Annotated in this window: 15 protein-coding genes and 1 riboswitch; all 15 genes read left to right on the forward strand. The window is 28.5% G+C overall.

The annotated features are described in order from the left end of the window. The first annotated feature begins 9 nt into the window (after positions 1-9). Complete coding sequence (gene pstC, locus AC4FQ1_RS00565; protein ID WP_491168634.1) at positions 10-900, forward strand: phosphate ABC transporter permease subunit PstC; 891 nt, start codon at positions 10-12, stop codon at positions 898-900. 1 nt (position 901) lies between these two features. Continuing rightward, positions 902-1,786, forward strand: coding sequence for a phosphate ABC transporter permease PstA (gene pstA, locus AC4FQ1_RS00570; protein WP_491168635.1), 885 nt, complete (start codon positions 902-904; stop codon positions 1,784-1,786). Positions 1,787-1,797: 11 nt separating this feature from the next. Next, on the forward strand, positions 1,798-2,547 hold the full coding sequence (gene pstB, locus AC4FQ1_RS00575; RefSeq protein ID WP_491168636.1) for a phosphate ABC transporter ATP-binding protein PstB: 750 nt from the start codon (positions 1,798-1,800) through the stop codon (positions 2,545-2,547). A gap of 21 nt (positions 2,548-2,568) precedes the next feature. Beyond that, entirely contained in the window at positions 2,569-3,225 is a 657-nt protein-coding gene (gene phoU, locus AC4FQ1_RS00580) for a phosphate signaling complex protein PhoU (RefSeq protein ID WP_491147232.1), read from the forward strand. A gap of 167 nt (positions 3,226-3,392) precedes the next feature. After that, on the forward strand, positions 3,393-4,724 hold the full coding sequence (locus AC4FQ1_RS00585) for a DUF512 domain-containing protein (RefSeq protein ID WP_491168637.1): 1,332 nt from the start codon (positions 3,393-3,395) through the stop codon (positions 4,722-4,724). Between the two features lie 4 nt (positions 4,725-4,728). Then, positions 4,729-6,045: a ribosome biogenesis GTPase Der gene (gene der / locus AC4FQ1_RS00590; protein WP_303126983.1), complete on the forward strand. Its 1,317-nt coding sequence runs from the start codon at positions 4,729-4,731 to the stop codon at positions 6,043-6,045. A 2-nt stretch (positions 6,046-6,047) separates the two neighbouring features. Next, positions 6,048-7,043: an NAD(P)H-dependent glycerol-3-phosphate dehydrogenase gene (locus AC4FQ1_RS00595; RefSeq protein WP_303126984.1), complete on the forward strand. Its 996-nt coding sequence runs from the start codon at positions 6,048-6,050 to the stop codon at positions 7,041-7,043. A 124-nt stretch (positions 7,044-7,167) separates the two neighbouring features. After that, complete coding sequence (gene spoIVA / locus AC4FQ1_RS00600) at positions 7,168-8,646, forward strand: stage IV sporulation protein A (protein WP_303126986.1); 1,479 nt, start codon at positions 7,168-7,170, stop codon at positions 8,644-8,646. Between the two features lie 120 nt (positions 8,647-8,766). Next, the gene (locus tag AC4FQ1_RS00605; RefSeq protein WP_303126988.1) at positions 8,767-9,162 is read left to right on the forward strand and encodes a PBECR3 domain-containing polyvalent protein; all 396 of its coding nucleotides are present in this window, start codon (positions 8,767-8,769) and stop codon (positions 9,160-9,162) included. Between the two features lie 210 nt (positions 9,163-9,372). After that, positions 9,373-10,371: an asparaginase gene (locus tag AC4FQ1_RS00610; RefSeq protein WP_491168638.1), complete on the forward strand. Its 999-nt coding sequence runs from the start codon at positions 9,373-9,375 to the stop codon at positions 10,369-10,371. Between the two features lie 104 nt (positions 10,372-10,475). Next, a riboswitch (purine riboswitch) is annotated at positions 10,476-10,573 on the forward strand. A gap of 76 nt (positions 10,574-10,649) precedes the next feature. Next, positions 10,650-12,014 (forward strand): NCS2 family permease, encoded by a 1,365-nt coding sequence (locus AC4FQ1_RS00615; RefSeq protein WP_303126992.1) that lies wholly within the window; start codon positions 10,650-10,652, stop codon positions 12,012-12,014. Positions 12,015-12,195: 181 nt separating this feature from the next. Then, entirely contained in the window at positions 12,196-13,077 is an 882-nt protein-coding gene (locus tag AC4FQ1_RS00620) for a YicC/YloC family endoribonuclease (protein ID WP_303126994.1), read from the forward strand. A gap of 14 nt (positions 13,078-13,091) precedes the next feature. Next, complete coding sequence (remA, locus tag AC4FQ1_RS00625) at positions 13,092-13,361, forward strand: extracellular matrix/biofilm regulator RemA (RefSeq protein ID WP_039316141.1); 270 nt, start codon at positions 13,092-13,094, stop codon at positions 13,359-13,361. After that, positions 13,361-13,993, forward strand: coding sequence for a guanylate kinase (gmk, locus tag AC4FQ1_RS00630; protein WP_303127000.1), 633 nt, complete (start codon positions 13,361-13,363; stop codon positions 13,991-13,993). The genes remA and gmk overlap by 1 nt, the downstream gene beginning before the upstream one ends. Further along, positions 13,974-14,186: a DNA-directed RNA polymerase subunit omega gene (rpoZ, locus tag AC4FQ1_RS00635; RefSeq protein ID WP_303127002.1), complete on the forward strand. Its 213-nt coding sequence runs from the start codon at positions 13,974-13,976 to the stop codon at positions 14,184-14,186. Before gmk ends, rpoZ begins: the two co-directional genes overlap by 20 nt.

The following is a 14,186-nucleotide window of genomic DNA, read 5'->3' on the forward strand; positions in this document are numbered from 1 at the left end:
ATGAGGTATATGAAGAAGAGGAGTTTCAAAGAAAGGCTATTAAATGAATATTTAGGGAAAGGATTTTCAAGTTTTTGTGGAATATTAATAATTTTAATAACAGTATCAATAATATTATTTATAGGATTAAAAGGAATAAAGACATTCACTAAAGGTGAGTATAGTTTAATTGAATTTTTATTTACGAATAACTGGAATCCTTCAGGTAGCCCTAAAACTTTTGGAGCTTTTGCATTCATATTAGGATCTACACTAGTATCCTTAGGAGCTGTTATATTAAGTGCTCCAATTGCAGTTGCATTAGGGATTTTTGTTAATGTAATTTCTAAAGATTTTGGAGAAAAACTAATAAAGCCAACTTTAGAAATATTAGTAGGAATTCCATCAGTAGTTTATGGTTGGGTAGGAGTTTCAGTTTTAGTTCCATTTATAAAAGATAAGTTTGGAGGGATTGGCTTTTCACTTTTAGCAGGAATAATAGTTTTATCCCTTATGATTTTACCAACTATAGCAACTTTATCTATTGATGCTATAAAAGGAATACCTAAAGAACATATAGAGGCATCTTATGGACTTGGAGCAACAAGATGGCAAACTATAAAAAATGTAATAACTCCAGGAGCAAAATCAGGAATACTTACTGGAGTAGTTCTTGGTATTGCAAGAGCTTTTGGAGAAGCTTTAGCAGTTCAGATGGTAATAGGAAATACAATAAAAATGCCAAATAGTCTAATATCACCATCTTCAACATTAACTAGTATATTAACAATGGATATGTCAAATACTGTATCTGGTTCTGCTTGGAATGATGCTTTATGGACTTTAGCATTAATTCTTTTAGTAATATCATTTATATTTATACTTGTAATTAGGCAAATAGAAAAGAAGGGAGTTAACTAAAGTGGATGCAAAAAAAATAGATAAAGTAGCAACTATAATATTTTATATAATAGCAATATTTATAGTAACGTTACTTGGAGCTTTTATAGCTTATATCTTTTATAAAGGAATAGGTATGCTTACTCCATCATTTTTATTTGGTAATCCCAAAATGACAAGTGTTGGTGGAGGTATTGGGCCACAAATATTTAATTCATTATATATGTTAGTAATAGCATTGATAATTACAGTACCAATAGGAATTGGTGCAGGTATATACTTAGCAGAATATGCTAAAGAAGGCGTTGTTTTAAAAATAATTAGATTATCCCTTGAAACTATGTCTTCATTACCTTCAATTGTAATAGGTATGTTTGGACTTTTAGTTTTTGTTAATTTATCAGGATTTGGATATTCATTAATAGCTGGAGCTTTATCAGTTAGCATATTAAATATTCCATCTATGACTAGAATATCAGAAAATGCAATAAGACATGCATCAAAAAAAGTAAAAGAAGCATCATTAGGACTTGGTGCAACTAAATGGCAAACTATAATGAGAGTGACTCTTCCAACTGCAATGAGGGATATACTTACTGGAATTATATTATCATCAGGAAGAATTTTTGGAGAGGCAGCAGCATTCTTATATACAGCAGGTTTAAGTTCAGGAATACTTAATTTCAACAATGTAAGTTTACTTGGAAAAACATCAGCATTTTCGCTTTTTAGACCAGCAGAAACTTTAGCAGTTCATATATGGAAATTAAATTCTGAAGGAATTGTTCCAGATGCATCAGCTATAGCAAATGGAACAGCAGCTGTGCTTATAATAATTATATTAATCTTTAACTTATTAGCAAAATTAATTGGAAACAGAATGTTAAAATCATATAGTGGCAAATAGTAGGAGGAAGTATGAGTATAATAGAAACTAAAAATCTAAATCTTTATTATGGAACTAATAAAGCTCTTAAAAATATAAATATGAAATTTAATAAAAATGAAGTTACAGCACTTATAGGTCCATCTGGTTGTGGTAAATCAACGTTTTTAAGAACTATAAATAGAATGAATGATCTTATAGATTCAGTTAAAATAGAAGGTGAAGTTTTATTTGAAGGAGAAAATATTTTTAGTGATTATGATGTAATTGATCTTAGAAAAAGAATTGGTATGGTCTTTCAAAAGCCTAATCCATTTCCTATGTCAATATATGACAATGTTGCCTATGGACCAAGAATACATGGAATAAAAGATAAAAAGAGATTAGATGAAATTGTTGAAAAAAGTCTTAAGGGTGCTGCACTTTGGGATGAAACAAAAGATAGACTTAAAAAGAGTGCAATGGGGTTGTCAGGAGGACAACAACAAAGACTTTGTATAGCAAGAACACTTGCTGTATCACCTGAAGTAATTCTTATGGATGAGCCAACATCAGCATTAGATCCAATTTCAACTAATAAAGTAGAAGATTTAATTGAAGAATTAAAAAAAGAATATACAGTTATAATAGTTACTCATAATATGCAACAAGCTGGAAGAATAGCAGATAAGACAGCTTTCTTTTTAAATGGTGAAGTTATAGAATATGGAAAAACAGAAGATATATTTTATAAGCCAAAAGATAAAAGAACAGAAGATTATATTACAGGTAGATTTGGTTAATAATGTTTAAGGAGTGAGCATATGAGAAGAGAGTCACAAAATCAAAGAATTGATGAAATAAATGAAAAATTGTATATAATGACTAATATAGTAAAAGAACAAATAAAATGTAGTATGCAAGCATTAAAGCTAAAAGATGAAAAATTAGCTGAAAATATAATAAAAAATGATGATAAAGTAGATAATCTTCAAAAAGTAATTGAAGAAGAATGTATAAAATTTATAGCAACAGAACAGCTTGTTGCTAAAGATTTAAGAAGAGTATTTACTGCATCTAAAATAGTAACTGACTTAGAAAGAATGGCGGACCATGCTATTGATATATGCAAAATTGTAAAGTATGTAAAAGGAACATTACATCCAATTGAAATAAAAGATCTTTTAATTATGGAAGAAAAAATTCAAAATATGATAACATTAGCTAGCAAAGCATATAGTGAAAGGGATATAGAATTAGCATATTCAATATGTAAGTTAGATGATGAAATAGACAATTTATATAAACAAACATTTAAATATACACTATTGTGTATAAAGAATGATGAAAATAGTATAGAAGAGGGAACAAGATTATTATTTGTAGCTAAATATTTAGAAAGAATAGGTGATCATGTTACAAATATTTGTGAATGGATAATTTTTAGTAAAACAGGAGAATATGTAGATTTAAATATATAAATAAAAACCACACAAAGTATTTAGTGTGGTTTTTAATTGCATAAAATTAATTAAATTAATTTTGAATTTATAAAAATTTCCTTTTTGACGAGTTTTGTTGACTAACTACATATATTAATGTAATATAACAAAAGATACACTAGTTTATAAAAAAGGGGAGTGAAAATATGAAGAACTTAATAAAAAGTGTACTTCCTGATAGTATTGCAGAAGAGGTTGGAATAGAGGCAGGCGATTTTCTTATTTCAATTAATAATAAAGAAATAGAAGACATTATTGATTATAGATTTTTAGCTGTTGATGAAGAGTTAACTATACAAATTGAGAAATCTTATGGTGAAGTTTGGGATATAGAAATAGAAAAAGATTATGGTGAAGATATAGGTCTTGAATTTCAAGGTGGTATAATGGATAAAGCAAAAAGTTGCAGTAATAAATGTATTTTTTGCTTTATAGATCAGCTTCCTAAAGGAATGAGAAATACTCTTTATTTTAAAGATGATGATTCAAGATTATCATTTTTACAAGGTAATTTTGTAACATTAACAAATATGAAAGAGGCTGATATAGATAGGATAATTAGATACAAAATAAGTCCTATAAACATATCTGTTCATACAACAAATCCAGAGCTTAGAGTAAAAATGCTTAACAATAGATTTGCAGGACAAATATATGATAGAATGAAAAGGCTTAAAGAAGCAGATATTTATATGCATGCTCAAATTGTATGTGTTCCAGGTATTAATGATGGAGAAGAACTTAAAAGAACTATAAATGATCTTTATAATTTGTACCCACAAGTTAATAATGTGGCAGTTGTGCCAATTGGAATAACAAAATTTAGGGAAAACTTAGCTCGTGTAAATACATTTACTGAACAAACTTCAAAAGAAACAATAGAAATGGTTAATGAACTTCAAGAAAAGTTTATGAAAGAAGTATCAGAACCTTTTGTAAGATTATCAGATGAATTTTATTTAGTAGCAAAACAAGATGTTCCAGAGGAAGAATTTTATAATGGTTTTGAACAGTTAGAAGATGGAGTTGGAAGTGTTCGTTATTATAGAGAAGCTATAAAAAGAGATTTGGAATTTTTAGATACAAATAAAAAAGGAAATTATACTGTAGTAACAGGTGCATTAGCTTATGATGAAATAAAAAATGCTATGGATAGTATAATGAAAAAAAATGATAATATAAAAATAAATGTTAAAAAGATAGTTAATAACTTTTTTGGAGAAACTATTACTGTTGCAGGACTTTTAACTGGTACAGATATAATAGAGCAGTTAAAGGATGAAATAGATACACCATATCTTATAATGGCAGATAATATGTTTAGAAGAGGTTATGAATTAGCTCCAGAGGAACTTATAATGTTAGATGACACAACAATCGATATGTTAGAAGAGGCTTTAAATGTTAAAGTTTTAGTTTGTGATTACTCAGGAGATGGTTTTATAGATTTAATAAATAATTATAACGAGGAGGAATAGGAATATGGCAAAACCTATTGTTGCAATGGTTGGAAGACCAAATGTAGGAAAGTCTACATTATTTAATAGATTAGCAGGAAAGAGAATATCAATAGTCCAAGATACACCAGGGGTTACAAGGGATAGGGTTTATGCAGAAGCAGAATGGCTTAACTATAAATTTACTATGATAGATACAGGTGGTATAGAACCAGAAAGAGATGACATTATAGTAAAACAAATGAGAAGACAAGCAAATATAGCTATAGAAACTGCTGATGTAATAGTATTTATAGTAGATGGTAAAGAAGGCTTAACAGCAGCAGATAGAGAAGTTGCAACTATGCTTAGAAAAAGCAAAAAGCCTGTAGTTTTAGTTGTTAACAAAATAGATTCATTAAAAGAAGAAGATAATGCTTGGGAATTCTATAATTTAGGTATAGGAGATCCTGTAACAATATCAGCAGCTCAAGGTTTAGGCCTTGGAGATATGTTAGATGAAGTAGTTAAGCATTTTGATGCTTTAAATACAGAAGAAGAGGAAGATGAATACATAAGAATAGCTATGATTGGTAAACCAAATGTAGGTAAATCATCTCTTATAAATAAGCTTTTAGGAGAAGAAAGAGTTATAGTATCTAATGTTCCAGGAACAACAAGAGATGCTATTGATTCATATTTAGAAACTGATCAAGGTAAATTTATTCTTATAGATACAGCTGGACTTAGAAGAAAAAGTAAAGTAAAAGAAGAAATAGAAAAATATAGTGTTGTAAGAACTTATGCAGCTATCGAAAGAGCAGATGTATGTATATTAATGATAGATGCAGAAGAAGGAATTACAGAACAAGATGAAAAGATTGTAGGATATGCTCATGAATTAAATAAGGCTATAATGGTTGTAGTTAATAAGTGGGATCTTATAGAAAAAGATGATAAAACCCTTGATAAATATAAGAAAGAATTACAAGGAAAACTTAAGTTTTTAAGTTATGCACCTTATCTTTTCATATCAGCACTTACAGGACAAAGAACACAAAAAGTTTTAGCAATGGCTAGAATGTGCTACGATAACTATTCAAAAAGAATATCAACAGGTATATTAAATGATGTAATAAGTAAGGCTGTTCTTATGAAAGAACCGCCAATAGTAGGACTTAAAAGAATGAAAATCTACTATGCAACTCAAGTAGCAAGTAGACCACCTAAGTTTATATTCTTTGTTAATGATAAAAATGCAACACATTTTTCATATGAGAGATATTTAGAAAATCAACTTAGACAAAGTTTTGATTTTGAAGGAACTGGTATAGAAGTAGAATATAGAGAAAGGAAAATGTAGTTATGAGTAAAGTAACATTTATTGGCGGCGGGAGTTTTGGTACAGCTTTAGCAATTCAACTTGCCAAAAAAAATAATTGTGTAAATATATTTGATAGAGATATTGAAGTTTGTAATGATATTAATATAAGAAAAAGAAATAGTAAATATTTAAAAGAACTTGAAATTCCAGAAAATATAAAGGCATATAACAATTTAGATAAGGCAATACATGATGCAGAATATATAGTTTTAGCTGTTCCATCGCACGTTATAAGAGATGTTACTAGATTATTAAAAGGTAAGATAAGTGAAGATACTATAATAATTTCTATTGCAAAGGGAATTGAACAAGGCACAAATAAAAGATTATCAGAAGTTATAAGTGAGGAAATTCCAGAAAATCCAGTAGTTATTTTATCAGGACCAAGTCACGCTGAAGAAGTTGCTATCGAAATTCCAACAACTTTAGTTTCTACATCAACTAACATGAAATATGCAGAAAAAGTTCAAGAGTTATTTATGACACCAAATCTTAGAATATATACAAATGAAGATATAATAGGTGTTGAAATTGGAGGTGCAGTAAAAAATATTATTGCACTTGCAGCTGGTGTTGGTGATGGAGTTGGATATGGAGATAATACAAAGGCAGCGCTTATGACAAGAGGAATGAAAGAAATTTCAAGAGTTGGAATAGCACTTGGAGGTAAGGAAGAAACATTTTTTGGACTTACAGGAATGGGAGATTTAATAGTTACATGTACATCAATGCATTCAAGAAATAGAAAAGCTGGAATTTTAATAGGTAAAGGGTTTTCATTAGATGATGCTTTAAAAGAAGTAGGAATGATAGTTGAAGGTGTAAAAGCGTGTAAGGCATTCCATGAATTAAATAGCAAAATAGGAGTTAGTATGCCTATAACAGATGGACTTTATGATGTATTATTTAATGAAAAGTGTCCAAAAGAAGTTGTAAGAGAATTAATGCTTAGAGAAAAAAAGAATGAAACCCATTAAAAAGCAACCTTTTTAGGTTGCTTTTTTATTTATAAAATTATAAGAAAAATATTTTATAAAATAGTATATAAATTTTAAATTTAGAATATATATATACTGTTACAGATAGTTAGGAGGGGATTTCTTGGACAACTTTAAAATTTATAAAGATATATCAGAAAGAACCCAAGGAGACATATATGTAGGAGTTGTTGGACCAGTTAGAACTGGTAAGTCAACTTTTATAAAAAAGTTTATGGATCTTATGGTAATACCAAAGATAGAAAATGAATTTAAAAAAGAAAGAGCTAAAGATGAATTGCCACAAAGTGGATCAGGAAAAATGATACACACTACTGAACCAAAATTTGTACCTAATGAGGCTATTGAAATAAGTCTTGATGAGGAGATAAAATTCAAAGTTAGAATGGTAGATTGTGTAGGTTATATAGTAAAAGAAGCTTTAGGTTATATTGAGGGCGAAAACTTAAAGATGGTAAATACACCTTGGTATGATTATGAAATTCCATTTGAAGATGCAGCTGAAATTGGAACAAGAAAAGTTATAACAGATCATTCAACTATAGGATTAGTTATAACAACAGATGGAAGTATAACTGGTCTTAATAGAGAAGATTATGTTGAGGCAGAAGAAAGAGTTATATATGAATTAAAGGCAATTAATAAGCCGTTTGTAGTAGTACTTAACAGCTCAAGAGGAGAGTCTAAAGAAACAGAAGAAATTAGAAAAGAAATGGAAGAAAAATATGATGTAGAAGTTCAAATTATGGATATTGCTAACATGAATGAAGAAGATGTAGAAAAATTATTTAAAAATGTATTAAAAGAGTTTCCAGTAAAAGAAGTAAATATTGATATGCCAGAATGGCTTGAAAATTTAGAGCCTGAACATTGGCTTAAAAAAGATTTCTTTAACATAATAAGAAGTATGAGCAAAAACATATCAAAAATAAGAGATATAAAAATGTCTCTTGAAACTTTATGTGATGAAGAATTTTTAGGAGAAACTTTAGTAAAAGAAATAGATTTAGGTGTTGGAACAGCAAATGTTTCAATGAAACCTAAAGAAGGAATTTTCTATAAAGTTTTAAGTGAAGTGTGTGAATTAGATGTGTCATCAGAAAATGATTTATTATCAATAATAAAAGAATTAAATGTGGCAAAAAAAGAGTATGATAAAGTAAAAGATGCATTAAAAGATGTTAATGAAACAGGATATGGACTTGTTGCACCTCAACTTAAAGAAATGAAATTTGAAGAGCCAGAAATAGTTAAACATGGTTCACAATATGGAGTTAAATTAAAAGCTAGTGCACCTTCATTACATTTTATTAAGGCTGATATTCAAACAGAAATTAGTCCTATAATGGGATCAGAAAAAGAATCTGAGGATTTAGTAAAATCTTTATTAGAGCAGTTTGAAAATGATCCAGCAACATTGTGGCAAAGTAATATGTTTGGAAAATCATTAGAAGTATTAGTTAAAGAGGGGCTTCAAAACAAACTATATAAAATGCCTGAAGATGTTCAAGTGAAAATTCAAAAAACCCTTCAAAAAATAATAAATGAAGGCAATGGAGGATTAATCTGTATAATCCTATAAAAATATACGGTTAGTATAAAAATTTGAATACTAACCGTTTAATTATATTATCATATTAAATTAAATTGGAATAATATATATTGAGATATTTAATATAATAAAAAGGCATGGTGAGGTAACATGATTGAAAAATATAAAACTTATAAAAAGGTTGGCTCTATAAAGAAAGAAATTGCACAAGGCATAGGGTTTGAGTTTTATGGAAATGTCTATGCTTCACCAGGTGTATTAAAACACATAAAAAAGAAACACGGAAAGCAACTTACTAGAAATATAAAAGATAATTTAACGATAATTATTGAAAGAATAATAAGCAATCCAGATTTTATTGGAATGAATAAGAAAAGAAAAGAATCGGGAGCTTTAGAATTAGTAAAAAAAATAGATGCTTATATTATGCTTATATTGGAAGTAGATTTAGATAATAATTATATTTATGTTTCTAGCATGTATCCTGTAACAAAAAGTAAAATGAGAAATAAAATATATAGTGGAAAGCTTAAAGTTGCAGTATAAATTAAATAGTAATACCTACTTGAAAAATATTTAAATAAATATGTATAATAATATTGATAAAGTTTTTGAGGTGAGAAAAGGCTCCTCATGCGCTAATTTTATTTAGTAAACAGAGATGTAGGATAAATGCCGACCTACCAAAAACTTATTAAAACTTTTGGTTTAATCCAAAAGTTCTTTTTATTACAAAAGAAAGTTGGAGGTATTACTATGAAAAAAGTAGCTGTTATTTTTAATGGTGGAACAATTTCAATGAAAGTTGATGATAGAATAAAGGCAGCAGTGCCAAGTCTTAGCGGAGAAGAGATTATGTCTATGGTAACGGGTATAGAAGGTTATGCTGAAGTTATAAATTATAATTTTTCTTCTTTACCATCTCCTCATGTAACTCCGAAACTTATGCTTGAATTATCACATTTTGTTCAGGAGTTAGTAGATAGAGAAGATATTGCAGGTGTAGTTATAACTCATGGAACTGATACATTAGAAGAAACTGCATATTTTTTAGATTTAGTAGTTAAAACTAAGAAGCCTGTAGTAGTTACTGGGGCTATGAGAAGCAGTTCAGAACTTGGTTATGATGGACCATTTAATTTAGCTACTTCAATATGTACAGCTACAGCTGAAGAATCTATAGGAAGAGGAGTAATTGTATGTTTTAATGGTGAATTAAATGATGCTAGAGAGGTTACAAAAGCAAACTCTATGGCTTTAAATGCTTTTAGAACTCCTAATTTTGGACCTGTTGGAATTGTAGATAATAATAAAGTAATTTTTTATAGAAAGGGTAAGAAGGGAGAAAAATTAAATCCCAAAAAAATGGACAAGGATGTGGCGCTTATAAAATGTGTTGCAGGAATGGATTCTTCTTATTTAGATTTTGCAATAGAAAAAGGTTTTAAAGGAATAGTTATAGAAGGTATGGGAAGAGGAAATATACCTCCAGAAATGGTTGATGGAGTTAAGAGAGCTATAGAAAGTAATATCCCTGTTGTTCTTGTGTCTAGATGTTTTGAAGGTAGAGTTTTTGAAAGCTATGGATATGAAGGTGGTGGAAAGCATCTTATGAATTTAGGGGTAATATTTGGAGATAATATGCCAGGACAAAAAGCTAGAATAAAATTATTAGTAGCTATAAACTCTGATAAAAATCAAGATGAAATAAGGAATTTATTTGAACAAGGCTTATATGAGCACGAGCAAATTTAAAAAAGTTATTAACGATTATTAATTAAATTTATAAAAAAATAGTTCGAAAATATATGAATTTTACAATTAAAAACTATTGACTATGTTCGTTAAAATAGGTAAAATTCATATTGTAAATATTAACTCATATATGATGAAAATATGGTTCATCGTTTCTACAAGATACCTTAAATATCTATCTATGGGGAATTTATTTTAATTAATAATTAAAATAAAACTGTTATGAGGTATCTTTATTAAAAATCATAACAGTTTTTTTTATTTGTGGGGGGATAAAATTGAAAAAAGAGAAAAAGTTTTTTGAAATCTTAGAGAACAAAAATGTTGACTTTAAGAGAGAAATTATAGCTGGATTTACAACATTTTTAACTATGGCTTATATAATAGCTGTTAATCCTAATATTTTAAGTGCAACAGGTATGGATCAAGGTGCACTTGTAACAGCTACTTGTTTAGCAGCAGCTTTTTCAACTATACTCATGGGAGTTTTTGCAAATCTTCCATTTGCTTTAGCATCAGGTATGGGACTTAATGCATATTTTGCATTTTCTGTTGTTATTGGTAAAGGGATATCATGGGAAATTGCATTAACGGCAGTTTTTGTAGAAGGTATAATATTTATTTTAATGTCACTTTTTAAGATTCGTGAAGCTGTAGTGAATGCCATACCTATGAATATGAAGTATGCAGTTACTGCTGGTATAGGTTTATTTATAGCCTTTATAGGACTTACAGGTAGCAATATTGTAGTAGCTAATAAAGATACTTTTTTAGCTTTAGGAGATTTTAATAATCCAACAGTATTAATTGCATTAATTGGAGTTACAGTAATAGCTATATTAGATAAAAAAGGTGTTAAAGGATCCATATTATATGGTATATTAATATCAACAATTATTGCTTGGGGGTATGCTTTATTTAATAGAGAATATGCTGCAAGTCTTGGGATATTTCTTCCTAATGGATTAATAAAATTTGAAAGTATAGCACCTATTGCTGGTAAATTGGATTTTGGATATATTATGAATCCGAATAATATAGGGACTTTTATAACTATAGTTTGTACGTTCTTATTTGTAGATTTTTTTGATACTATAGGTACATTGGTTGGTGTATCATCAAGAGCTGGAATGCTTGATGAAAAAGGAAATATTCCTAATGCGGGAAAAGCACTTATGGTTGATGCTATAGGAACAACTGCTGGTGCAGTTATGGGAGTATCAACAGTTACAACTTTTGTTGAGAGTTCTACTGGTGTTTTAGCAGGAGGAAGAACAGGGTGGACATCTGTAACAACAGGATTATTATTTTTAGTTTCTATGTTTTTTTCACCTATATTTATAGCGATACCTTCTTGTGCAACAGCACCTGCATTAATGTATGTTGGTTATTTAATGCTTGGAGCATGCAAAAATATTGAATTCGAAGAAATTACAGAAGGGTTTCCTGCATTTATAACAATTATAGCTATGCCATTAACTTATAGCATAGGTGATGGATTAACTTTAGGAGTATTATCTTACGTATTTATAAATGTTTTATATAATGTATTTTTTATAAAAGATAAAAAGAATAAGAAAAAAGTATCAATTGTAATGATTGCTTTAGCTGTTATATTCTTATTTAAATTATTCTTTTTATAAATTTAAAATAATATTTTAAATTTTAGGCTGATAGTATTTTGCTATCAGCCTTTTTGTTGAAAAGAATTATAAAAAATATAATTGTTAATATTTTGTAAACAAAGTATTGACTTTAATATTATACTAAAATAATATGTATTTATGCTAATTGAAATATTATTAGTAATGAGGAGGCTTAGAAATGGTTAAGAGTATGACAAGCTTCGGAAGATCAAGAAGCGAAGAAGGATTAGAGAGAATATTTTCAATAGAAATGAAAAGTGTAAATCATAGATATTTAGATATGAACATAAGAATGCCAAAGTCAATGTTTCCACTTGAAGAAAGAATTCGTAAAATTATAAGCGGAAGATTAAATAGGGGGAAAGTTGATGTTTATATAAATATTAAAAATTTTCACAAAGGTGATTCTGTTGCAGAACTTAACGAAGCACTTGCTAAAAGTTACTTTGAATGTTTACAAAAACTTTCAGATGAATTAGGAATAGTAAATGATATAACTACTACAAAAATAGCTAGATTTCCTGACGTTATTTCAATAGTTGAAAAAGAAGAAAATATTGAAGAAATATTTAATGAAATAAAATCTCTTATTGAATCATCATTAGATAAAATGGTTGATATGAGAATAAGAGAAGGGGAAAAATTAAAAGAGGATATATTAGATAAGCTTCTTGTTATAGAAAACTTTGTTGATTCTATAGAAAAAATTGCAGATTTAATTCCAATTGAATATAAGTCAAGATTAGAAGAAAGAATAAAAGAATTGACTTCAGGAGTTGAAATAGATAAAAATAGAATAGCTGTAGAAATTGCTATTTTTGCAGATAAAGCTACAGTTGATGAAGAAATTATAAGACTTAGAAGTCATATAGAACAAATGAGAAATACATTAGAATTAGATGAACCAATAGGAAGAAAGCTAGATTTTATAGTTCAAGAAATGAATAGAGAGGCAAATACAATTGCTTCAAAATCAAATGATATGAAAATGACAAATATAGTCATTGATATAAAAAATCTAATTGAAAAAATTAGAGAACAAGTGCAAAATATAGAATAATTAGGAGGAAGTACATGGGTATAAAATTAATTAATATTGGTTTTGGAAATATAGTATCAGCTAATAGATTAGTTGCTATTGTAAGTCCAGAGTCTGCACCAATAAAAAGAATAATCCAGGAAGCTAGAGATAGAGGAATGCTTATTGACGCAACTTATGGAAGAAGAACAAGAGCTGTAATTATTACAGATAGTGATCATGTTATTTTATCAGCTGTTCAACCTGAAACAGTAGCTCATAGATTATCAAATAAGGATGATCATGAAGATGAGGTAGATGAATAATGAGCAAAAAAGGTGTATTATTAGTAATATCAGGTCCTTCTGGAGCTGGTAAAGGAACAATTTGCAAAGCTTTATTAGAAAAGCATAAAGAAATATATTTATCAGTTTCTGCAACTACAAGAGAACCTAGAAATGGCGAAGTAGAAGGAGTTAACTATTTCTTCTTAAAAAAAGAAGATTTTCTTCAAAAGGTTGAAGAAGGAGATTTCTTAGAACATGCTGAAGTTTATGGAAATTATTATGGAACACCAAAATCAAGTGTTCAAAAAATGATAGATGAAGGTAGAGATGTAATTCTAGAAATAGATATACAAGGAGCTCTTAAAGTAAAAGAAAACTGTGAAGAAGGAATTTTTATATTCATATTACCACCATCAATGGAGGAATTAAAACAAAGAATAATAAAAAGAGGCAGTGAAACACCTGAATCATTAATGAGAAGATTTAAATCAGCGTATAAAGAAATAAATTATATTTCAAAATATAATTATGCTGTAGTAAATGATGAAGTTGATACAGCAGTATCAAAAATAGAAGCAATAATAACTGCAGAAAAATGTAGAGTAGATAGAATGAAAAATAAGATATTAGATTCTAAGGAGGGTATTATACATGAACAACTCTATGATTAATCCATCAATAGTAGACTTATTAAATAAGGTAGAGGATAGATATTCACTAGTTATAGTAACTTCAAAGAGAGCTAGACAAATAATAGCTGGAAGTAATCCACTAGTAGAAATAGATTCACAAAAACCTTTAACAATAGCTATAAATGAAGTGAACGAAGGAAAAGTAACTTACGAAGCTTCAGAAGGAAAGTAA

This window comes from Clostridium sp. TJA020, from assembly GCF_058310295.1.

Coding starts and splice junctions, on each gene's coding strand:
- AC4FQ1_RS00610 (WP_491168638.1), top strand. CDS start 9,373: ATGAAAAAAGTAGCTGTTATTTTTAATGGTGGAACAATTTCAATGAAA.
- AC4FQ1_RS00585 (WP_491168637.1), top strand. CDS start 3,393: ATGAAGAACTTAATAAAAAGTGTACTTCCTGATAGTATTGCAGAAGAG.
- AC4FQ1_RS00620 (WP_303126994.1), top strand. CDS start 12,196: ATGGTTAAGAGTATGACAAGCTTCGGAAGATCAAGAAGCGAAGAAGGA.
- phoU (WP_491147232.1), top strand. CDS start 2,569: ATGAGAAGAGAGTCACAAAATCAAAGAATTGATGAAATAAATGAAAAA.
- pstC (WP_491168634.1), top strand. CDS start 10: ATGAAGAAGAGGAGTTTCAAAGAAAGGCTATTAAATGAATATTTAGGG.
- remA (WP_039316141.1), top strand. CDS start 13,092: ATGGGTATAAAATTAATTAATATTGGTTTTGGAAATATAGTATCAGCT.
- pstB (WP_491168636.1), top strand. CDS start 1,798: ATGAGTATAATAGAAACTAAAAATCTAAATCTTTATTATGGAACTAAT.
- rpoZ (WP_303127002.1), top strand. CDS start 13,974: ATGAACAACTCTATGATTAATCCATCAATAGTAGACTTATTAAATAAG.
- AC4FQ1_RS00605 (WP_303126988.1), top strand. CDS start 8,767: ATGATTGAAAAATATAAAACTTATAAAAAGGTTGGCTCTATAAAGAAA.
- der (WP_303126983.1), top strand. CDS start 4,729: ATGGCAAAACCTATTGTTGCAATGGTTGGAAGACCAAATGTAGGAAAG.
- AC4FQ1_RS00595 (WP_303126984.1), top strand. CDS start 6,048: ATGAGTAAAGTAACATTTATTGGCGGCGGGAGTTTTGGTACAGCTTTA.
- gmk (WP_303127000.1), top strand. CDS start 13,361: ATGAGCAAAAAAGGTGTATTATTAGTAATATCAGGTCCTTCTGGAGCT.